The 21725-nt window shown below is 59.6% G+C and carries 21 protein-coding genes; 10 read left to right on the forward strand and 11 right to left on the reverse strand.

Features of this window, described 5'->3' with window-relative positions; translation table 11 throughout:
* Positions 1-87: 87 nt before the first annotated feature.
* Positions 88-1662 (reverse strand): 2-isopropylmalate synthase, encoded by a 1575-nt coding sequence (locus tag ACR1XY_RS21595; protein WP_480596377.1) that lies wholly within the window; start codon positions 1660-1662, stop codon positions 88-90.
* A 288-nt stretch (positions 1663-1950) separates the two neighbouring features.
* On the opposite strand from ACR1XY_RS21595, the gene ACR1XY_RS21600 reads away from it, so the two are divergent.
* Positions 1951-2616: an SDR family NAD(P)-dependent oxidoreductase gene (locus ACR1XY_RS21600; protein ID WP_480596381.1), complete on the forward strand. Its 666-nt coding sequence runs from the start codon at positions 1951-1953 to the stop codon at positions 2614-2616.
* Positions 2617-2626: 10 nt separating this feature from the next.
* On the opposite strand, the gene ACR1XY_RS21605 is transcribed toward ACR1XY_RS21600, so the two are convergent.
* Positions 2627-4075 (reverse strand): MORN repeat-containing protein, encoded by a 1449-nt coding sequence (locus ACR1XY_RS21605; RefSeq protein ID WP_480596383.1) that lies wholly within the window; start codon positions 4073-4075, stop codon positions 2627-2629.
* A 145-nt stretch (positions 4076-4220) separates the two neighbouring features.
* On the opposite strand from ACR1XY_RS21605, the gene ACR1XY_RS21610 reads away from it, so the two are divergent.
* The 3 genes from ACR1XY_RS21610 to ACR1XY_RS21620 all read left to right on the forward strand — a co-directional run bounded on the left by ACR1XY_RS21610 (position 4221) and on the right by ACR1XY_RS21620 (position 7915).
* Positions 4221-5879 carry an NAD+ synthase gene (locus tag ACR1XY_RS21610; RefSeq protein WP_480596385.1) on the forward strand — a complete coding sequence of 553 codons (1659 nt, stop codon included), beginning with the start codon at positions 4221-4223 and terminating at the stop codon, positions 5877-5879.
* A 313-nt stretch (positions 5880-6192) separates the two neighbouring features.
* Positions 6193-6426 (forward strand): hypothetical protein, encoded by a 234-nt coding sequence (locus ACR1XY_RS21615; RefSeq protein WP_480596387.1) that lies wholly within the window; start codon positions 6193-6195, stop codon positions 6424-6426.
* Positions 6427-6586: 160 nt separating this feature from the next.
* Positions 6587-7915 carry an NAD(P)/FAD-dependent oxidoreductase gene (locus ACR1XY_RS21620; protein ID WP_480596389.1) on the forward strand — a complete coding sequence of 443 codons (1329 nt, stop codon included), beginning with the start codon at positions 6587-6589 and terminating at the stop codon, positions 7913-7915.
* Positions 7916-7919: 4 nt separating this feature from the next.
* On the opposite strand, the gene ACR1XY_RS21625 is transcribed toward ACR1XY_RS21620, so the two are convergent.
* Positions 7920-8852, reverse strand: coding sequence for an MBL fold metallo-hydrolase (locus ACR1XY_RS21625; protein ID WP_480596391.1), 933 nt, complete (start codon positions 8850-8852; stop codon positions 7920-7922).
* A gap of 116 nt (positions 8853-8968) precedes the next feature.
* Between ACR1XY_RS21625 and ACR1XY_RS21630 the strand changes: the two genes are divergently transcribed.
* Together ACR1XY_RS21630 and gltX are read left to right on the forward strand one after the other, a co-directional pair.
* A complete protein-coding gene (locus ACR1XY_RS21630) occupies positions 8969-9403 on the forward strand; it encodes a DUF1801 domain-containing protein (RefSeq protein WP_480596394.1) in 435 nt (144 codons plus the stop codon).
* Between the two features lie 60 nt (positions 9404-9463).
* Entirely contained in the window at positions 9464-10789 is a 1326-nt protein-coding gene (gene gltX, locus ACR1XY_RS21635; protein ID WP_480596396.1) for a glutamate--tRNA ligase, read from the forward strand.
* A gap of 54 nt (positions 10790-10843) precedes the next feature.
* On the opposite strand, the gene ACR1XY_RS21640 is transcribed toward gltX, so the two are convergent.
* Positions 10844-11413, reverse strand: coding sequence for a gamma-glutamylcyclotransferase family protein (locus tag ACR1XY_RS21640; RefSeq protein WP_480596398.1), 570 nt, complete (start codon positions 11411-11413; stop codon positions 10844-10846).
* A 95-nt stretch (positions 11414-11508) separates the two neighbouring features.
* Here ACR1XY_RS21640 and ACR1XY_RS21645 point away from each other — a divergent pair, with 95 nt between their 5' ends.
* On the forward strand, positions 11509-11955 hold the full coding sequence (locus ACR1XY_RS21645) for an RrF2 family transcriptional regulator (RefSeq protein WP_480596400.1): 447 nt from the start codon (positions 11509-11511) through the stop codon (positions 11953-11955).
* Between the two features lie 2 nt (positions 11956-11957).
* Here the strand turns inward: ACR1XY_RS21645 and ACR1XY_RS21650 are convergent, their stop codons facing one another.
* Entirely contained in the window at positions 11958-14486 is a 2529-nt protein-coding gene (locus ACR1XY_RS21650) for an ABC transporter permease (protein ID WP_480596402.1), read from the reverse strand.
* On the reverse strand, positions 14483-15178 hold the full coding sequence (locus ACR1XY_RS21655; protein ID WP_480596404.1) for an ABC transporter ATP-binding protein: 696 nt from the start codon (positions 15176-15178) through the stop codon (positions 14483-14485). Before ACR1XY_RS21655 ends, ACR1XY_RS21650 begins: the two co-directional genes overlap by 4 nt.
* A 47-nt stretch (positions 15179-15225) precedes the next feature.
* Between ACR1XY_RS21655 and ACR1XY_RS21660 the strand changes: the two genes are divergently transcribed.
* Complete coding sequence (locus ACR1XY_RS21660; protein ID WP_480596406.1) at positions 15226-15864, forward strand: arylesterase; 639 nt, start codon at positions 15226-15228, stop codon at positions 15862-15864.
* Here the strand turns inward: ACR1XY_RS21660 and ACR1XY_RS21665 are convergent, their stop codons facing one another.
* The 5 genes from ACR1XY_RS21665 to ettA form a co-directional block, all read right to left on the reverse strand.
* Positions 15865-16425: a L,D-transpeptidase gene (locus ACR1XY_RS21665; RefSeq protein ID WP_480596408.1), complete on the reverse strand. Its 561-nt coding sequence runs from the start codon at positions 16423-16425 to the stop codon at positions 15865-15867.
* 190 nt (positions 16426-16615) lie between these two features.
* Positions 16616-16822 carry a cold-shock protein gene (locus tag ACR1XY_RS21670; RefSeq protein WP_170327110.1) on the reverse strand — a complete coding sequence of 69 codons (207 nt, stop codon included), beginning with the start codon at positions 16820-16822 and terminating at the stop codon, positions 16616-16618.
* A gap of 278 nt (positions 16823-17100) precedes the next feature.
* On the reverse strand, positions 17101-17691 hold the full coding sequence (locus tag ACR1XY_RS21675) for a hypothetical protein (RefSeq protein WP_480596410.1): 591 nt from the start codon (positions 17689-17691) through the stop codon (positions 17101-17103).
* 337 nt (positions 17692-18028) lie between these two features.
* Positions 18029-18775, reverse strand: a complete 747-nt coding sequence (locus ACR1XY_RS21680; protein WP_480596412.1) for a hypothetical protein — start codon at positions 18773-18775, stop codon at positions 18029-18031.
* A complete protein-coding gene (ettA, locus tag ACR1XY_RS21685; protein ID WP_010442471.1) occupies positions 18772-20439 on the reverse strand; it encodes an energy-dependent translational throttle protein EttA in 1668 nt (555 codons plus the stop codon). The genes ACR1XY_RS21680 and ettA overlap by 4 nt, the downstream gene beginning before the upstream one ends.
* Before the next feature lie 138 nt (positions 20440-20577).
* Here ettA and ACR1XY_RS21690 point away from each other — a divergent pair, with 138 nt between their 5' ends.
* The gene (locus ACR1XY_RS21690; protein WP_480596414.1) at positions 20578-21048 is read left to right on the forward strand and encodes an MOSC domain-containing protein; all 471 of its coding nucleotides are present in this window, start codon (positions 20578-20580) and stop codon (positions 21046-21048) included.
* A 32-nt stretch (positions 21049-21080) separates the two neighbouring features.
* The gene (locus ACR1XY_RS21695) at positions 21081-21701 is read left to right on the forward strand and encodes a nicotinate-nucleotide adenylyltransferase (RefSeq protein ID WP_480596416.1); all 621 of its coding nucleotides are present in this window, start codon (positions 21081-21083) and stop codon (positions 21699-21701) included.
* Positions 21702-21725: the final 24 nt, after the last annotated feature.

Raw genomic sequence — 21725 nt, forward strand, 5'->3', positions numbered from 1 at the left:
CGCGCCTGCGGCGCGCTGCCGGGCCCAAAACCCAAGAAGGTCGGCGAAGTCGGGCCGGTGCGGGTGCGGGAGCCTCTTCCCGTCGTTTTAGGTCAGGTCTTTGTAGCTGATCTCACGCGCGTCGGCACCGGGACCGGTTTTCTCGCGGCGCACCTTCAGGCGGTTCAGGGCGTGGATATATGCCTTGGCCGAGGCCACCACCGTATCGGTGTTGGCGGATTGACCGGTGGCGATCATGCCGTCTTCTTCCAGGCGCACCGAAACCGTGGCCTGCGCATCGGTGCCTTCGGTCACCGCGTGCACCTGATAGAGCTGAAGCCGGGCGGTGTTCGGATAGATCACGCGGATCGCCTTGAACGTCGCATCCACCGGCCCGTCGCCGTGTTCGGTTGCGATGACGTCCTTGCCGTCTACTTCCAGTTCGACGGTCGATTCCGCCTGACCACCGGTGCCGCAGGTGACCTTCATCGATACCAGTTGCAGGTGGTCGTTGCTTTCGTCATCGTCCAGCGACATCAACGCGATGAGGTCGTCGTCGAATACCTCTTTCTTGCGGTCGGCCAGATCCTTGAACCGAACAAAGATATCCTTGAGCTGGTTGTCCCCGACCTCGTAGCCCAGTGTCTCGAGCTTGTCGCGCAACGCCGCGCGGCCCGAGTGCTTGCCCAACGGCAAAGACGTGCCCGAAAGGCCGATATCCTCGGGGCGCATGATTTCGAAGTTTTCGCGGTTCTTCAGCATGCCGTCCTGATGGATGCCGCTTTCATGGGCAAAAGCGTTCTTGCCGACGATGGCCTTGTTGAACTGCACGTTGAAGCCCGAGACCGTCGCCACCCGGCGCGAGATATGCATGATCTTTGTCGTGTCGATGCCGGTGTTCCACGGCATGATGTCGTTGCGGGTTCGCAGAGCCATCACGACCTCTTCCAACGCTGTGTTGCCCGCACGTTCGCCCAGACCGTTGATGGTGCACTCGATCTGGCGCGCACCGCCTGCGACTGCCGCCAGAGAGTTTGCGGTCGCCATACCAAGGTCATTGTGGCAGTGGGTGGCAAAAACCACCTCATCGGCACCGGGCACGGTCTCGATCAGGCGCTTGATCAGGTCCGCGCTTTCCACCGGAGCGGTATAGCCAACGGTGTCAGGAATGTTGATCGTGGTCGCACCGGCTTTGATCGCAATTTCGATTACACGGCACAGGTAATCCCATTCCGTTCGAGTCGCATCCATCGGCGACCATTGCACGTTTTCGCACAAATTGCGCGCGTGGCTGACGGTCTCGTGGATCTTCTCGGCCATCTCGTCCTGGGTCAGGTTCGGAATCGCGCGGTGCAGCGGAGAGGTGCCGATGAAGGTGTGAATCCGGTTCTTCCCGGCGTGCTTCACGGCCTCCCAGCAGCGGTCGATATCGGCGAAATTGGCGCGGGCCAGACCGCAGATGCGACTGTTTTTGGATCGTTGAGCGATTTCCGAAACCGCCTTGAAGTCACCTTCCGAGGCGATGGGGAAACCGGCTTCGATGATGTCGACACCCATTTCGTCCAGCAACTCGGCAATCTCGAGCTTTTCGGCGTGGGTCATGGTGGCGCCGGGGCTCTGCTCGCCGTCGCGCAAAGTGGTATCGAAGATCAAGACGCGGTCTTGGTCGGTCACGTTGGTCATGGGATTCTCTTTCTTCTTCTGTCCTAAAGCCTATGGCGCGCGGGCGTCCTCCTCTGAGCGGGCGCGCCGGATGGCACGCTCAGAGGCGGATTAGGATCAGTAGGCCGCGCAGAGACGCACCGCGAATGGCGGTGTCGGCAACAAGGATATCTGCGCGGTTGATCATGGGGACGAGGTTATACAGAGCCGTCCCGGAATGAAAAGACCATTTTGCGACGTAACTGCAGTTGAGCGGTTTCTTTTCCGCGCCGCATTGATCCGCGCAGACAGGCGGCTAGGTGGTTCGCCATGGAAAAAGCACTGATCATTGGCGCATCAGGAGACATCGGACAGGCAGTCTGTCAGCGCCTGAGCGGGCAGGGGGTGGCTGTGAAGGGCTTGTCACGCTCAGCCGACGGGTTTGATTTGACGAACCCTGATGGCGTGCATCGCGTGCTGGGCGCGATCCCCGGAGTGTTCGACCTGATCCTTGTTGCGTCCGGGGCATTGGAGATCAACGGCACGGCACCGGAAAAGACCGTCCGCGCTGTATCTGGGCAGGCAATGATGGATCAGTTTGCGCTGAATGCCGTGGGCCCGGCTCTGGTCCTCAGTCACGCGGCACGTCTGTTGCCCCGCGACCGCCGCGCGGTTTTTGCCGTGCTTTCGGCTCGTGTGGGTTCGATCGGGGATAACCGGCTGGGTGGTTGGATTAGCTATCGGGCGGCAAAGGCGGCGGTGAATCAGATTGTTCACACGGCAGCAATCGAACTGGCCCGCACCCACAAACAGGCGATCTGTGTCGCGCTGCATCCCGGTACTGTCAAAACGGACGTCACCCGGAAATACCTCGGCCGATATCCTGCTGTTGCCCCGTACGAGGCCGCGTCGAATTTATTGGACGTGATGGCGCAATTGACCCCGACCGATACCGGCGGGTTCTTCGACTGGGCGGGAAAACCGGTGCCATGGTAGCGGTATTGCTTCAGCCGTCCGGGTTTGACGGGGGCGTCTCGGGAGCCGCTTCGGGAGCAGTATCATCAGCCGTCGCCAGTGCGCCGTTGTCCCAAACGCCGGTTTCCGTTTCGCCGTTGGCATAGCGTACGGTGCCGGCGCCATGGCGTTTCGCGTCCACGAAATTGCCCTCGTAGACATCACCGTTGGGATAGGTTGCGATCCCCTCTCCGGTAATTTTGCCTTCGGTCCATTGACCCGAATAGGTGAACCCGTTTGCCATGATGATCTCGCCCTGCCCGTGGCGTTTGCCGGTCAGAAACTCTCCGGAATAGACCGTGCCATCCGGGTAGGTGGACATGCCCTTGCCTTGCCGCAAGCCGTCCACCCAGTCTCCTTCATAGCTGGAGCCGTCGGCCATGGTCAGGATGCCCTTGCCATGGTTCTTGGCGTTTCGAAACTGGCCCCTGTAGACGGTACCGTTGGGATAGGTCGACACACCTTCGCCTTCGATTACCCCGGCGATCCAATCCCCCTCGTAGGTCGAACCGTCCGGGTAGGTGATAAGGCCCTTGCCCTCGGCCAGATCGGCCTTGAAATCCCCGACATGGACAGAGCCGTCCGGGTAGGTCAGCTCGCCCACCCCCTCAAGCAGGCCGTCGGTCCACTCACCGGTATAGAGGAACCCATCCGTGCCGGTATAGGTTCCCTGACCATGCCGCAGGTCGTTGGAATAGTCGCCTTCGTAGACATCGCCTTTGGCATAGGTCATCTTGCCCTTGCCTTGCCGTCGGCCTTCGACCAACTCGCCCTCGTAGACGTCCCCGTTGACAAAAGACATGCGCCCGGTGCCGGTGATGCGATCCTCGGCCCAATCGCCGGCATAGGTCATCCCGTCGGGCAGGGTCAGGCTGCCCTGGCCGTGGCGCTGACCGTTGCGAATGTCACCTTCGTAGATACCGCCATTGGCATAAGTCACCTTGCCTTTGCCCTGTTTGACGCCATCCACCCAATCGCCATCGTAACTGTAGCCGCCCGGGTCGCTCAGTACGCCTTTACCGTGATGCCGGGCGTTCTGGAAGCCGCCCTCATAGCGCACGCCATTGGCGTAGACGGCTACACCCGTGCCATTGATCGCACCGTTTGCCCATTCGCCCTCGTAGCTGCCACCATCAGCATAGGTGATCTTGCCACGTCCTTCGGGTTGGCCCTTGGCGAACATCCCCTCAAAGACCGAGCCGTTGACATAGCGGGCGATGCCCATTCCCTTAATTTCGCCCTCAACCCATTCGCCGCTGTATTCGAACCCGTTGGGCAGGCGGTAGGTGCCGGTGCCGTGACGCAGGCCGTTTTCAAAGGTGCCCTCGTAGACGCCCCCGACCTCATCATCCGTTGTGATCACCTGACCGTTCTGTGCGGCGGCACCCGCAGCGATCAGGGCCATCGCGGATGCGGCAATAGAAATGCGGAAAGCGTTCATGATCGGTCCTGCCTGTCCGGTTTTCATCTTTTGCGCAAAACTACGGCACGCGCGGGGGCAGAGCAACGGGTTTTGCCGCATTTGCCTTTCACTCGCGCAATGATCTGCTAAATGGCAATAAGACCGACGAGGGCAAGAGGGCAGCATGGCCGACCGTTTCCGCATCACTCTGGCGCAACTCAACCCGATCGTAGGGGATATCGAAGGCAATGCCGCCAAGGCGTTAGCCGCGTGGAAGCAGGCGCGCGATGCCGGGGCCGACCTGGTGGCTTTCCCCGAAATGTTTATCACCGGCTACAACACGCAGGATCTGGTGATGAAGCCCGCCTTTCACCGGGCGGCGATGGTGGCTGTCGAAGAATTGGCCGCAAAATGCGCCGACGGCCCGGCAGTGGCGATTGGCGGGCCGTGGGTTGAAGATAGCAGCCTGTTTAATGCCTATCTGATCCTCAAGGGCGGTCGGATCGGCAGCAAGGTGCTGAAGCATCATCTGCCCAATGAAACGGTGTTCGATGAGGTGCGCCTGTACGACTCTGGCCCGCTGGGCGGGCCTTACGCAGTCGGAAATACACGTATCGGTAGCCCGATCTGCGAAGATAGCTGGCACCCTGATGTGGCCGAAACGCTTGAGGAAACCGGGGCCGAGTTTTTGCTGATCCCCAACGGATCGCCCTATTTTCGCAACAAGTACGATATACGCCTGAATCATATGGTGGCCCGCGTAGTCGAGACCGGTCTGCCGGTGATCTACCTCAACATGGTGGGCGGGCAGGACGATCAGGTTTTTGACGGGGCCACTTTCGGCCTGAACCCAGGTGGAGAACTGGCGTTCCGGATGCCGGTTTTCGATGAGACCGTGACCCATATCGACTTGGAGCGCGGCGATGATGGTTGGCGCATCGTACCGGCCGAGATCGTGCCGCAGCCCGATGAATGGGAGCAGGACTATCGCGCCATGGTGCAGTCCCTGCGCGACTACATGGGCAAGACCGGGTTCAAAAAGGTTCTGCTGGGTCTGTCGGGCGGCGTCGATTCCGCTCTGGTCGCTTCTATTGCCGTGGATGCTATCGGGGCCGAGAATGTTCGCTGCGTGATGCTGCCTTCGGAATATACCAGTCAGGCTTCATTGGACGATGCCGAGGCCGTGGCCAAAGCACTTGGCGTGTACTACGACTACGTGCCGATCTCGGACAGTCGGGCGGCAGTGACAGATACTCTGGCCCCGCTGTTTGCCGGTCATGATGAAGATTTGACAGAAGAAAACATCCAATCCCGCCTGCGCGGTTTGTTGCTGATGGCGATCTCGAACAAATTTGGCGAGATGTTGCTGACCACCGGCAACAAATCCGAGGTCGCGGTGGGCTATGCCACGATCTATGGCGACATGAACGGTGGCTACAACCCGATCAAGGACCTGTACAAAACGCGTGTGTTCGAGACCTGCCGCTGGCGCAACACCAATCACCGCGACTGGATGATGGGCCCGGTGGGCGAGGTGATCCGCCCCTCGGTCATTGAAAAACCCCCCAGCGCCGAACTGCGCGAAGATCAAAAGGACAGCGACAGCCTGCCCGATTACCCGATTCTGGATGCGATTCTGGATATTCTGGTCGATCAAGAGGGCTCGATCGCTGATTGCGTGGCCGCCGGTTTCAACGAGGTCGACGCGCGGCGGGTTGAGCACCTGATTTATATCAGCGAATACAAGCGCTTTCAATCCGCCCCCGGAACGCGCCTGACCAGCCGGGCATTCTGGTTGGATCGCCGCTACCCGATTGTGAACCGCTGGCGGGATCGGGACTGAGCCGAAGGGGAATCGTGAAGCTGGGTCAAACGACGTTTCGATATCGGACCCATTACGCTAGGCATCCTTATTATTGTTTCCAGATAGTGGATAACATTCTGATTTTTCAAGCTCTCAGGGAACTGACTGCTTGAAACTGAGACATTTTTTTGCCACATTTTGGCTTAATTGATGCCCCACATGGGGCGGTGTGACCTCAATTCGATGTATGGAACTGTGGCGCACGCGTGTTGGATGTCTGGGTTAACGATTTGGTGCTATTATGTATAAGGGATATGACAAGCCGCTTCACCCGCCGTTAAGGTATAAGTCGATGGAATCCGAAGCACGGGTTCTGGACGAGGCCAAGCTGGACTCGGCGATTGCTGATCTTCTTCGCGAAGAAGAAAGCGAAGACCCCGAGCCCGTAGTGGGAGCGACTAAACTCAACGCGATCTTCCCGGTCCTGCCCGAACAGGCGGAAATAGACGAAGAAGTGGAACCTCGCGATTCTGGCCTTGCGGCAACCTTGCGTCAGAAATGGGCTGAACTGAGCGGCGCAGCGTAAACTCCAAGCGATTTGAAACAGGACGGTGCGAGCTTTCTCGCGCCTGTTGGCGTGTTCGCCACAGCTGTCAAAAAACATCGGTCCCGCAGCAGAAGACATGTTGCCTGAGCGCCTGCATCACGCCTTCATGGCGACCCGAGCCATGAAGTAAGAGCGGTTGATGCCCGGCCCCAAACCAACCCCCGTTGAACCCGATCTGCACCTGCCCAAAACCGTGGATGTCGTTGTTATTGGCGGCGGCATTATCGGAGCATCGACCGCGCTGGAGTTGGCTGAACGAGGCGCCTCGGTACTGTTGTGCGAAAAGGGGCAGATTGCGGGCGAGCAAAGCTCTCGCAATTGGGGATGGGTCCGTCTGGGGTTGCGTGACCCGCGGGAGATCCCGTTGATGATCGAATCGCTGCATCTATGGCAAGGGCTGGATCAGCGCATCGGGCGGGAAACCGGCTATACCCGCGCGGGCATCCTGTTTGGTGCTTCGGGCAAACGCGACAGCGGCAATCTGGAACAGTGGCTGCGTCACGTGGACGGGCTGCAAACCGGCGCGCGGCTGGTTTCGGGGGCCGAGTTGCACGCCCTGCTGCCGGGCAATCAGACTTCCTACGATTGCGCCCTTTACATGCCGCAGGACGGCCGGGCCGAACCACAACAGGCTGCGCCAGCAATTGCCGAGGCAGCGCGGGATCGCGGCGCTGTTTTGACGACCAATTGTGCCGTCCGCAGCGTCGATGCCGGGAGTGGTCGCATCACCGGAGTATTCACCGAGCGTGGCCGCGTGGCCTGTGACTTCGTTGTTCTTGCCGGTGGTGCCTGGTCGCGTCTGTTTGCGGGGAATGCGGGGATTGAACTACCGCAATTGAAGGTTTTGAATACGGTCCTGCGGACCTCTCCAGCTGAAGGACCAGAAGCGGCGCTTTGGTCCGACGATTTTGCCATGCGTAAACGGTCAGACGGGGGTTATTCCATCGCCTCGGGCCATGAAAACACGGTGGACATTGTACCTGACAGTTTTCGGCTGGCGCGGCAGTTCTTACCCGCATTCGCACAGGAATGGAGATCGCTGCGGTTTCGACTGTCAAAGCGCTGGAGCATCGAAGCAAGCCAGGACCAGACCTGGCTACCCACGGATGTCACCCCGTTCGAACATTGCCGCGTGCTGGATCCCGAACCTTCGCCCAAAACGCTGCGACGGGCTTGGGCAGCGGCGCGCAGAGGTTTCCCGATGCTGGAACAGGCCGAGCTTGTACAAAGCTGGGCGGGCCTGATTGATGTTACGCCGGACGCGGTGCCGGTGATCTCGGGGGTTGATCAGATGCCGGGAATGTTCATCGCAACCGGGTTTTCGGGCCATGGGTTTGGCATCGGCCCGGCAGCAGGCCGCCTGATGGCCGATCTGGTCGCCGAAACCACGCCATGCGTCGATCCGGCCGCCTTCCGCCTCTCCCGCTTTTCAGATGGCTCAAAGGTGCGACCGGATCCCGGGTACTGAGGGCCTAGCCCATCATCTGGTAGCTGACCGGCACAAAGCGGAACCCGTCACCTCGGCTTTCGACGAACCCGGCTGCAGGGAAAGGCATGTGATAGCCGATCATCGGTACCTTGTCGGCGGCCAGCATTCCCAGCACGTCGCGCCGCGAGGCGGTAGCGGCAGCCTTGTCCATGTCAAAGCGCACTTCCCATTCCGGGTGGGCAAAGGACCAGACATAGTGGTTCGCCAGATCAGCGGTCAGCACCAACCGCTGACCGTTGTTTTCCAGATGATAGACCGTGTGACCGGGTGTGTGCCCATAGGCGGCGACGGCGGTGATGCCCGACGCAACTTCGCCGCCGTCTTCGACAAAGGTCATTTTCTCGGCGAGCGGTGTCACCTTGGTGGCCACCAGATCACCGACCCGGTTTCCGGCCTCTTGTGCGGCCCAGAAATCATACTCGGGCGACGCGGTGACATAACGCGCGTTCGGGAAGGTCGGCGCATCATCTGTGGTCATGCCACCGATATGGTCGGGGTGCATGTGGGTGATGACAACAACGTCGATCTGATCCGGAGTGACACCCGCATCCGCCAGTGCAGCCTGAATGCCACCTTGGCCCAAACCGGTATCGAACAGCACCAGCTCGGACCCGGTATTGACCAGCGTCGGCGTGAAGAAGAATTGCGCTACATCCGGGGAGATGAAATTTTCGGCCGAGACTTTGGCGAAATCCTCATCTGAAGCACCGCCGCCGAAAATCTCTTGGGCGCCATCACGCGGCAGGCTTCCATCCAGCAGCGTGGTGACGGTGAAATCGCCCAGTGTAAAGGACTTGGCAATGGATGAATTGGCCTTGGTCTCGCTCCCGGCGGCCAAAAGCGGGGCCGCGGCTGTGGCAAATGGCAAAGCGGCCGCAGAACCCAAAGCGGCGCGGCGTGTGAGTTTAATGGTCATTGTGGTTCTCCCTGTCAGAACACCTGTAGGTGAGTTAGGTCGGTGCGAGTCTCTTGCCAGTTTATACTCCAGAGATATGGGCTGCGTGGATGAACAATGCGTGTTAAATTTTGTTTATGCCGCGATCTGAGAATAAGACCGTTCCAACCGACCAGAGTGTCGAGAGCTTTCTATCCAGGGTGCAGCCTTTCGGCAGGGCCGAAAGTGGGAAGGTTCTGGACGGGCTTTTCCGCAAGACGACCGGGTTCGAGCCCGTCATGTGGGGGCCCTCGATTGTGGGCTATGGCCGCTATCACTATCGCTATAAATCCGGGCGCGAGGGCGACTTCCTTGCCACCGGCTTTTCCCCGCGCAAGTCCGCGCTGTCAATTTACATCATGCCCGGCTATGCGGATTTCGGGGACATCCTGTCCCGTCTGGGTAAGCACAAGCTGGGTAAATCTTGTCTATACGTGAACAAGCTGGCGGATATCGATCTGGATGTCCTGGCCGAGCTGATCCGTGCCGGGCTTGAGGACTTGGAGCGGCACTGGCCGGTGGAGCCGACCTGAACGCCCTTGCTGGACAATTGGCCCATCCTGTGACATGAGCCGCGCCAACAGGAGAACTCCATGACCACCACCCGTTTTGCCCCGTCGCCCACCGGTTACATCCATGTGGGCAACCTGCGTACCGCCCTGATGAACTATCTGATCGCTCGCAAAGCGGGCGGCACGTTTATCTTGCGTATCGACGACACCGATCCTGAGCGGTCGAAAGAAGAATATGTCGATGCCATCAAGCAGGATATGGAGTGGCTGGGCCTGCACTGGGACCGGATCGAGCGTCAATCGGACCGTCTGGATCGCTATGCCGAAGCCGCTGACAAGCTGCGCGAAATGGGCCGTTTCTATGAGGCGTTTGAAACGCCGACGGAGCTGGACCTGAAACGCAAGAAACAGCTGAACATGGGCAAGCCGCCGGTCTATGACCGCGCTGCATTGAACCTGTCGGATGCCGAGAAAGAGGCCCTACGGGCTGAACGTGGCAATGGCGTCTGGCGGTTCAAGCTGGATCACCAGCGGATCGAGTGGACTGACGGTATTCTGGGCGACATCTCGATTGATGCTGCATCAGTGTCTGATCCGGTGCTTATCCGGGGCGATGGGCAGGTTCTGTATACGATCGCGTCAGTGGTGGACGACACCGAGATGGGCGTAACCGATGTCGTGCGCGGCTCGGACCATGTGACCAACACTGCGACGCAAATCCAGATCATCGAAGCGCTGGGCGGCACTTGCCCGCGTTTTGCGCACCACTCGCTGCTGACCGGCCCGCAGGGCGAGGCATTGTCCAAGCGTCTGGGCACGCTGGCCTTGCGCGATCTGCGTGAACAGGGCGTGCAGCCTATGGCGCTGCTGAGCCTAATGGCGCGTCTGGGTTCGTCCGATCCGGTAGAATTGCGCTCGGACATGGCGGAACTGATCGAAGGCTTTGATGTGAACCGCTTTGGCGCTGCGCCAACCAAGTTTGACGTGCAGGACTTGTTCCCGCTGACCGCCAAGCATCTGCAGTCGCTGCCGCTGGCGGACGTGGCCGATGCGGTCGCTGACGCGGGCGTTCCGGCAGAACTGGCCGCGCCGTTCTGGGCGATGGCGCGTGAGAACATCACCACTCTGGGTGACCTCAAAGGTTGGTGGGAGCTGTGCCGTGACGGGGCAGAGCCTTTGATCGCCGACGAGGATCGTGAGTTCATCTCTGAGGCCGTGGCTCTGCTGCCCGAAGGGCCTTTCGATGGCGAGACCTGGGGCACTTGGACCAAAGCCGTGAAAGAGGCCACGGGTCGCAAGGGCAAAGGCCTGTTCATGCCACTGCGTAAGGCGCTGACGGGTATGGAGCGCGGGCCGGAAATGGCGAACCTGCTGCCGTTGCTGCAGGTTATCCGGGCACGCGGCTAAGCGCGAAAGCACTGATATCCGAAAGGCGGGGCCGATATGCAGCCCCGCATTTTTCTATGCAGTATGGACAATCGACGCAGAAATGCGGCGCAGCCGATCATCGACAAATTCGGTCTCGGCCGGTTTCAAATGCTGGTGGCGCGGGTATCGAGGTTCAGCCCGGTCGTTCAGAATCGGCGCGTACCACCCATCGGTGGTGGCAAAAAAACGGTCCGCACCGTCCTCACCAAAGGTGCGCAGATACCCTTGCACGACCACGTCGATATAGCTGAGCAGCAGCGGATGACGATTGCTGGGCACGGCGTGGCGGCCCTGCGGTACCGCGTAAACGGCGATTTCGACCTCGTGGGTCAAAGGATGTGTGACAGCTTGGGTCGCGGGAACCCGGTCATAGGCCCATTCCCGCTCGTCCAGCGCCACCCAGTCGTTTTTCGGGACATGGGCGATCATCCCTTCGATCTCGGACTCAGGGTCAGGGATTGCAGTCAGAAAGGCTACTGGGCGAAGGTCGGTGTGTCGCCAGGCGCGTCGCCACCCCATCAGCCGCGCAGGATGTGGGTCGGGGAAATCGTGCGTCGCTAGGTTCACGAGGCTACCATAGCCAAAGAAATAAGGGTCTGCCATGCGCCGTCAGGTCCTTCTTGAGCGATTGATGTATGTCAAACCGCTTTTTTGTCGGACATGCAATAAGATCGCATCTTGAAATTTGGGAGGTCTCGATGAGGATTACCAAAAGGACAAATATCGCGGTGCGCTTGCTGATGTATTGTGCGGCGCATCAGGATCGGCTGGTGACAAAGGCCGAGATCGCCGATGTGTGCAACATATCGGAAAACCACCTGGCGCAGGTGATCAACCAATTGAGCCAGCTGAACTACCTCAGTACTCAACGTGGTCGCAACGGTGGCATGTCTTTGGCGCGTCCCGCCGATCAGATTCGGATCGGCTCGGTGTTTCGCCATGTCGAAGGTAACTTGCCAATCGCCGAGTGCTTTGCCGATGCCGACAACACCTGTCCCCTGACGGATGCCTGCCGATTGCGGCTTGCGCTGCAGGACGCGGCCGAGGTGTTCTATGCTTCGCTGGACGAAATCACACTGGACGCGCTTGTGTGCGACAACGACCAGTTGCTGCAAATCCTGCAACCGGTCGCCTGCGTGCGTTGAGATCAGTCGCTGGCCCGCAGGATGCGGGCCGGACGTGCGGCCAGAGGGCGCAGGGCAAAGGCTAGCCCCGCGCCAAGGGTCACCAGAATGCCGGCCGGAACGATGCTCAGCGCTGAAGTCCAGATGACCGAGAAACTGATATCGAAGATGTAGGTGGCAACCGCCCACCCCCCCAGAATGCCGGTCAGCAGGGCAACGCCCCCGGCCGCTGCACCCAGCAGGACTGAGCGTAGAGCAAAGCTGATCAAAATGCGTCGCCGATCCGCGCCCAGTGTTTTCAGGATCGCGGATTCGTAACGACGCGCGGTTTCTCCTGCGGCGGCGGCCCCGATCAGAACAAGAAATCCGGTCAACAAGGATATCCCCGCTCCGTAAGAAGTCGCGGCGGCCAACCCGGTCAGCAGGCTCGAGACGCGGTCAATCGCGTCGCGCACCCGGATTGCGGTTATGTTAGGAAACTGGCCCGCCAGATCGCGCAGGATGCCGGCTTCGGCCTGTTCTTCGGCATAGACCGTGGCGATGAAACTGTGCGGCGCCCCGGCAAGGGCGGAGGGACTCATCGACATGATGAACCCCATGCCAGCGGTCGAAAAATCGACCTCGCGGAAAGAAGTGATTTCGGCGGTGATGTCGCGGCCCAGAATGTTCACGGTCAATTCGTCGCCAAGGTCCAGACCCATTTCTTCGGCTTCTTCCGCGGCGAAACTGACTTGCGGCATGCCTGAGTAATCCTGGGGCCACCATGCGCCCGCGGTGATGCGGGCGTTTTTGGGCGGTGTGGCGGAATAGGTCACGCCCCGGTCACCATCCAGAACCCAGTGATCGCCAGCGACGTCGCGCGCGGGCAGCCCATTGATCTGGGTGATGATGCCGCGCAGCATTGGAGCGCTTTCGATGCGGCTGACGGCGGGGTCGGTTTCCAGCCGCTCTCTAAACCCGGGCATCTGGTCTTTTTGAATGTCGACAAAGAAATACGACGGGGCCACGTCGGGCAGATTACCCGAGATCGCATTGCGCAGGGTCCCGTCGATCTGGCCAACGGCGGCAAGCACCGAAAGGCCCAGCCCCAGAGACAGCACAACCGAAGCGGCCCCTTCACGCGGGTCCGAGATCGCCGACAAAGCCCATCGCAGAGCAGGTCGACCCCGAGCCGCCTTGGTGCTGATGCGCGCCAGTTTGCGGATCGCAAGCGCGGAAAAGGACAGCAGCAGCAGCGCGCCGACCAGCCCGGCGCTTGTCCAGAGCGTCAGGCGAATCGAGCCGCTGAACCAAGCGGCAGACGCGATCAGCAGTGCCAATCCGAAGGCAGTTGCGACCACGAAGGCAGTGCGCGGAAGAGCGCGCGCCGATGATAGCGCGTCGCGGAACAGGGTCGCGGCGCGGACCTCCTCGGTTCGGGCGAGGGGCCAGAGGGTGAACAGGAATGCGGTCAGCATTCCGTACAGTGCAGCCTCGGCCAGAGGGCGGGGATAGAGCGTGAAAACGGCAGGGACGGGCAGGCGGGCCTCGATCAGAGGGGCCAGCAGCAGCGGTAAAGCCGCCCCCAGAGCAATCCCAAACGCGATGCCGAGCCCTGACAATACCCCGATTTGTATCATATATGTCTGAAAGATCGTCGCGCGATCCGCGCCCAGCGTGCGCAGCGTTGCAATTGTCTCGGTCTTTTGCGCCAGATAGGCGCGTACGGCAGCGGACACGCCTATGCCGCCAACAGCTAGACCGGACAGGCCGACCAGAACCAGAAAGGCGCTGAGACGCGTGACAAACTCGGCAATCCCCGGCGCGCCGTTGCGGGCATCGGTCCAGCGCATTCCGGTGCCGTCGAAACTACTTCTGGCCGCGGCGGACAGGGTTTCGAGGTCGGTTCCCGGCGGCAGCTTCAGCCGGTATTTGGTGGCAAACAACGTCCCCGGCGCCAGCAGGCCGGATGCCTGCAGATCCTGGGTCCGGACCAGAGTGCGCGGTCCCAATCCAAAGCCGTCGGCGGCGCCGTCCGGTTCATGCATCAATGCTGCCGTCAGCACGAAATCCTGCGTGCCAAGTGCAAAACGGTCTCCCATGGACAGGCCCAGCCGGTCCATCAGCACCGGATCCATGACCGCTCCGGGCAGGCCCTGCTGGCCGTCCAATGCGGCGGAAAGCGATTGGTCAGGCTCCAGCTTTGCTGTTCCCAACAACGGATAGGCCGCGTCCATGGCTTTCACCTGCGTCAGGGCACGCTGGGTTTCGCCCCCCCGACGCACAACGGCCATCGAGCGGAAATCCACAACCTCGGACACTTCGGTCGCGGTTTGTTGCATCCACGCGCGCTCGTCATCTGTGGCGAAGCGGTAGGTGAATTCCAACTGCGCGTCCCCGCCCAGCAGCGCCGAGCCTTCCTGCGTCAGCCCGGTCTGGATCGCAGAACGCACCGACCCGATAGCGGCAATGGCAGCCACCCCCAGCGCCAGACAAGCCAGAAACACGCGAAAGCCGCGCACGCCGCCGCGCAGTTCCCGGCCTGCCAGACGACCGGCCAGACGCAGGCTCATTCCGCGGCCTCTTGTTGCGTGTCTTCCGCGATGGTGCCATCCCGCAACCGGATCACCCGGTCGCATTTGCGCGCCAGACTGTGGCTGTGGGTGACCAGAACCAGCGTGGCACCATGCCTGTCACGCAAACCGAACAGCAGTTCGACGATGGCCGCACCGTTGGTATCGTCCAGATTTCCGGTCGGCTCGTCCGCCAGCAGGATCTGAGGGCGCGGCGCGGAGGCGCGCGCCAGCGCAACCCGCTGCTGCTCACCCCCCGACAGTTGCGCCGGATAGTGATCGTGCCGATGTGAAAGACCGACCGCGTCCAATTCGGCCGCAGCACGGGCAAATGCATCCTTATGCCCGGCCAGTTCCAGCGGCGTGGCCACATTCTCAAGCGCGGTCATGGTGGGGATCAGGTGAAAGTTCTGAAACACCACCCCCATTGCATCACGCCTGAACCGGGCAAGCGCATCCTCGTCCATTCCTGTCAGATCATGGCCCAAAGCAGTGATTTCGCCCCCGGTCGCCTGCTCCAGCCCGCCCATCAGCATCAGCAGTGAGGATTTGCCGGACCCGGACGGCCCAACCAACCCTAGCGTTTCGCCTTGGGCGACGGTCAGGGAAATGTCGTGCAGGATATTCACTCGACCGGCATTGCCATCCAGCGACAAAGCGGCATTTTGGAGGGAAAGAACGGGTGTCGTCATGGGTCATTCCGGATGGGCATGGTCAATTGGGATATGGAGCGGTTCAGATGTTGCGCAAGGTTTTGATGTCGATGCTGTTTACGTTCTGCGGCTTTGCGGCCACAGCCGAGCAGGTGGTGATTGCTGCTTTAGGGGATTCACTGACGCAAGGCTATGGGTTGCCCGAACAGGACGGATTTGTGCCTCAGTTGGACCGCTGGCTTAAGGCGCAGGGTGCGGATGTGCGCCTTATCAACGCAGGTGTGTCCGGAGACACCACGGCTGGTGGCGCGGCGCGGGCGGACTGGACGCTGACGCCGGATGTGGACGGGATGATCGTGACGCTTGGTGGTAATGATCTGCTGCGGGGGATCGACCCGGCGGTGTCGCGCGCCAATCTTGAAACGATTGTCAAAGCGGCGGATGTCGCAGATGTCGATGTGCTGCTAATCGGGATGCAGGCACCGGGAAATTACGGGGCAGATTACAAATTGGCGTTTGATGCCATCTATCCTGATCTGGCCGAACAGTATGAAACCGGCTACGCCCCAAGCTTTTTCACCGGGCTGACCGCCGAGGGCGATCCGGACACCGCCCGTCTCTATATGCAGCCGGACGGCATTCACCCGAACGCCGAAGGGGTTGCCCTGATCGTTGATAACCTCGGCCCTTATGTGCTGGAACTTGTTGCTGCTGCCCAGCAGTGATCAAACGACGGTTACGACGGTCCCGATCGGCACACGCTCATAGAGATCGACAACGTGTTCGTTCATCATTCGGATACAGCCATTTGAGACTGCATGACCGATGGTCTGCGGCTGCGTGGTACCGTGAATGCGGAAATAGGTGTCGACGCCATTCTGGAACAGGTACAGCGCCCGCGCGCCCAAAGGATTGTCGCCGCCGCCAGGTTGGACATAGTCATTGTCCTTGAACCGGGCATAAGCGACGGGTTCGCGCTCGATCATCTCGTCGGTCGGGCGCCAGGTCGGCCACTCTTTCTTGACGTCGATGGTGGCGGTGCCAGTGAACTCCAGACCGGCTTTGCCTACCCCGCAGCCATAGCGGACCGCCTTGCGCGGTTCGGTCACGAAATACAGGTAGAACGACCGGGGCGCGACCAGCAACTGACCCGGCTGAAACTGCTTCTTTATGCGCACAAATTGCGGCGTGGGATCGTATTCGACAGCTTTCTTCTTTGCTGCGGCAACGCCAGGCACCAGGCTGGCGGCTGCGGTCGCGGTCAGAAAGGTACGGCGGGTGAACATGGCAGCTCTCTATAAAACAACAGATAAATCTTGACCCTAATTTCGGAAGGATAACCGATCTGGTCAATCGCTGGAGAGAAGTAACCCTATTGTGATGTCGTCGTGGGGACACACAATCATGTCGCATCACGAGCGCAAACAGATACCCGAAAAAGAAAAAGGGCAGAGAATACTCTGCCCTTCCAATATCTTATGCAAGCACGATATTGTCTGCGCTTTCGCGGCCGTCACGACCGGCGCGCAGCTCGTATGTGACCTTCTGGTTGTCGGCCAGGCCGGTCAGGCCCGAGCGTTCCACGGCCGAGATGTGAACGAAGATGTCTTTGCCGCCATCTTCGGGTGCGATAAAGCCGTAGCCTTTGGTGGTGTTGAACCATTTTACGGTGCCTGCGGGCATATCCGTTGTCTCCTGTTTAATGCTGCCCACGGAGTTGCGGCAGCCTGGCGTCGTTGTCTGGATCGATAGACTGAGCGCCGTAGAAGGAGACAGTAGGTCGAAATAGAAAAACGTTAGCAATTTAGATATGGCATCGGCAACGGCGCAGGGCAAGGGAGGAGTCCTGTTCTGTAAGAAACAAAAAACCCCCGGAAATCCAAAGTGGATGGCGAATCTAGCCTGCTGGTGAGCGCCTGACAGGTTTTCGAATGACCGCCCAAAGTACAGGCAAAGCCAGCCTAGATATTGTACATTTTGCTTTCGGCAGGAAACATCAACCGGATAGCATTCAGGCTTTTTTCTGACAGGGTGAAGGGCTTTTCATCACCTTCGGTATGACCGCCCGCCTGGTTGATGTGTGGAACTGAGTTTTCACGCAGTGAAAACGCCGAATACCAGCGTTTGGGTAACCTGCCAGAAAGCCAGCCGTTCAATTCATTTACGTTTTCGAGCCGAAACAGGTGATCGATATGGTTGACTCCCGCCCGATCGATGGCGTGGGCCTCAAGGCTTAGGGGCGACAGGTTCTGCGTCGAAATCCAACTGGGAGCGAGTTCCTTCCACCCATCCTTCATGCCCATTTTGCCATGCTGTACCCACTCTTCGAACTCCATCTTCGTCGTTTCATCCCAATCAGGAGCAAAGTTGTAGCGGCACTCGGCATCGGGTTTGAAATACCGGTAATAAGACCAAAGCAACTCAACCGGGTTTCTCGTGGTCATGAAATACGAAAGCCTTGCGTGCCCGGGATACAGGTCTGCCAGCGTTGTTTTGACATACGGGGCGGTATCGTGAGGGTGAAAATGCTCGGAGTCGTGGGCATAATCCACGGCGAAATCTCCGGCTTTACTTGACAGGTATCGCTTTAGATACTTGCGGACCGATGTAGAGCCACAGCGTGGCTTAGATATGAACACAAGCCCCTTTGAAAAAAGCACTCTCACCAAATTGGTCCTTTGTTGCTTGGCGTCCGCCCTTACCGGGACGGCGCCAAATTGAATCAGGTTTGACCGATACCAAGTTGGCCAAAAGAAACTCACACAGGCGAATTCCGAAGGCGAACGACCGTGTGGGGTCGTCGCTCAGGCAGTTGCTGTCGCGTCGGTCATACGCGTTTTGATAAAATCCCAACGGGCGCCGACAAAAAGAGCCACCAATCATCTACACTCAGTCGGCGACGGGTAGTTTACCTACAACGCCGCTATATTGGGCCGAGGCAATAAAACACTCTGGCAATTCGTCGATCACTTCATCAATCGGGTCATATAGCCGATCGGCGTCGGCTTTGAATTCATCCGGAATGTCTTTCGGGGTCCGCTCGCGCCGCTTGGGCGGGGTGAAATCCAACCCGGTAAACCGCGAAATTGTATCCTGATGGTCCCAAAGCGCGTCATAGCGAACGCACAGAACGGGAACATCTTCAAATGTTACCCACTCCCTGATCTGCCGTGCTTGCTGCAGCACATCGCGTTCGAACAGCTCATCAAAGGTGCCGGTAGCGTGCAGATGATAAAAGTGCTGATCTATCCAGTCCGCGCCAAATCTTTCCATTGCGGAATAAACGGAAAACGCGGAATCCTTGGTGGGTCCGAAACAAAAAACGACCCGGGTATTCTCGGGCCATGTAGCGAGCGGCTGAGGAAAGTCGTGGGTCTTGTACACACACGGAGTGTAATACTCCGTGTCACTCAACCGGGCGACAAAATCCACCCGCTTTGCCGATATAGGGTCGATCTCTTTCAGCGCATCAGCAAGGGCAAGAAAGGTCAACGTGCTGCCGGACCGTCCATTGCTTGCCACAATAACACAGTTCTGAGGTGCGTTTTGCGGAATGCGCTGCAACCGCCGAATAGCAACCCGTTTTCGGACACTGCGCTTCCACTTGTCGATGCGCTTTTCAAAAAAGTCGATCATCGTGCAAACTTTTTGTGCTTGAGGCGCTTGGGCTCCAGAGCATCAGGACCCAGCCGGCGTTTCTTGTCTTCTTCGTAGTCTTCGAAGTTGCCCTCGAACCATTCCACATGGGCGTCGCCCTCAAACGCCAGAATATGCGTGCAGATCCGGTCGAGGAAGAAACGGTCGTGTGAGATGACGACGGCGCAGCCTGCGAAATCGACCAGCGCGTCTTCCAGCGCGCGCAGGGTCTCGACGTCCAGATCGTTGGTCGGTTCGTCGAGCAGCAGGACGTTGCCGCCCTCTTTCAGCAGGCGGGCCATGTGGACGCGGTTGCGCTCACCACCTGACAGCAGCGAGACCTTCTTCTGCTGATCGCCGCCCTTGAAGTTGAAGGACGAGCAATAGGCGCGGGAATTGACCTGCGCGTCACCCAGCTGGATTATCTCGGCGCCGCCGGTGATCGCTTCCCACACGGTGTCGTTGTCTTTCAGGTCGTCGCGGGACTGGTCGACATAAGACAGCTCAACCGTGTCGCCCAGCGTGATGGTGCCGCTGTCGGGCTGTTCTTGGCCAGTCAGCATCTTGAACAGGGTCGATTTACCGGCACCGTTCGGGCCGATGACGCCGACAATGCCGCCGGGTGGCAGGGCGAAGTCCAGCCCTTCGATCAGTTGCTTGTCGCCCATGTGTTTCGACAGGCCCTCGACCTCGATCACCTTGCCGCCAAGGCGCTGGCCGTTGGGGATGACGATTTGGGCGCGGGTCAGCTTTTCGCGCTCGGACTGTTCGGCCAGCTCGTTATAGGCGTTGATCCGGGCCTTGGATTTGGCCTGACGGGCCTTCTGGCCCTGACGCATCCATTCCAATTCGCGTTGCAGGGTCTTTTGCTTGGACTTGTCCTCGCGCGCTTCCTGCTCGAGCCGTTTGGCTTTTTGTTCCAGCCATGCGGAATAGTTGCCCTCGTAAGGAATGCCGCGGCCCCGGTCGAGTTCGAGGATCCAGCCGGTGATGTCATCCAGGAAATAACGGTCGTGGGTGACGATCAGGATGGTGCCCTTGTAGTCGATCAGGTGCTGTTGCAGCCAGGCGATGGTCTCGGCGTCCAGGTGGTTGGTTGGTTCGTCGAGCAGCAACATGTCGGGTGCTTCCAGCAGCAGCTTGCAGAGCGCAACGCGGCGTTTCTCGCCGCCCGAGAGGTTGGCGATATTAGCGTCGTCCGGCGGACAGCGCAGCGCCTCCATCGACACGTCGATCTGGCTGTCGAGGTCCCACAGGTTTTCGGCATCGATCGCGTCCTGCAGGGTGGTCATTTCCTCCATCAGCTCGTCCGAGTAGTTCTCGGCGATTTCCATGGCGATCTCGTTGAACCGGTCGACCTTGGCCTTTTTCGCGGCCACGCCCAGCATGACGTTTTCACGCACTGTCAGGGATTCATCCAGCTGCGGTTCTTGTGGCAGATAGCCGACCTTGGCGCCCTCGGCGGCCCACGCCTCACCGGTGAAGTCGGTATCGAGGCCCGCCATGATCTTCATCAGGGTCGATTTACCCGCACCGTTGACGCCGACAACACCAATTTTCACACCGGGCAGAAAGCTCAGGTGGATGTTTTCAAAGCATTTCTTGCCACCGGGATAGGTCTTGGAGACACCCTGCATGTGGTAGACATATTGATAGGCGGCCATGTCGCGTCCTTCGGATCGGGGAAATCAGGTTGAAACGCTAGATATCCAAGGCGGACGGGCGGGGCAAGCTGGTGGTTTTGTGAAATTCGTTTGGATAGGGCATCGGTTAGAATTGCGCAGTTGAACACGGGGTATGGATTGTCGAAACTAACAGAGTTGATAGCAGGTTGGGCGCAACCCGGACGGTTAGAGTGGATCGGCCTGCGTCCTGACCGACGGGTTGGGATGAAGTGTGTAGAATCGACCATTATTACCTGCGCCGGCCTCGACGGTGACCGCAGCCGTGCGGGCAAGCGGGCAGTTACTCTGATCCAGCAGGAACATCTGGCCGCGATTGGTTCTTACCTGGGGCAGGGGTCGGTTGCGCCTGAAATCCTTCGGCGCAACCTGGTGGTGTCGGGGATCAATCTTGCGGCACTCAAGGGTCGTGAGGTGCAGGTGGGGGAGGCGATTCTGCGCTTTACTGTCATCTGTGCACCGTGCAGCCGGATGGAGGAGGCGCTGGGAGCAGGTGGCTATTCCGCCGTGCGCGGGCATGGGGGCTGGTGTGCCGAAGTCGTGCAGCCCAGGCCGGTCCGGCTGGGTGATCCTGTACAACCTATTGATTGACAACACTCTCCAGTTCTGAACATCAGCAGGGGATGTTGCGCAGCACCATTCCATACGCACGGCCGGGGCAGGTCATTGGTCTGTTCGGCGGGTCTTTTGATCCTCCGCATCAGGGCCATGTGCATGTGACGCTGGAGGCGATGAAGGCATTTGGGTTGGATCGGGTTTGGTGGTTGGTGTCACCGGGCAATCCGTTGAAAAAGCGCGGCCCTGCACCGCTGCAGCGACGGGTCAGGGCGGCGCAAGCCGTCATGCGGCATCCGCGTGCAGAAGTGACGGATATCGAAGCACTGACCGGAACGCGCGCAACGGCGGATACGCTGGCGGCGTTGCAGCGGCTTTACCCGCATGTGAAATTCGTCTGGCTGATGGGTGCCGACAATCTGGCGCAGTTTCACCGCTGGAAAGACTGGCGCCGGATCATGGATAGCGTGCCGGTTGGTGTGGTTGCGCGGCCGGGGGATCGGATTTCGGCCCGGATGTCGCCAGCGGCCCGGATGTATGCGCGTTATCGCATCGACGGACAGGCGCGGCATTTGTTGGGCCGCGCACAGGCACCGGCGTGGTGTTTCGTCAATGTACCGATGGTCGATGTAAGCTCGACCGAACTGCGCACACGCGGTGAGTGGGACGGCGGGGTGTTGCCTGAATAGCCTAGATGGGCGCATAATCGCATT

It is taken from the genome of Ruegeria sp. AD11(2025), from assembly GCF_056542405.1.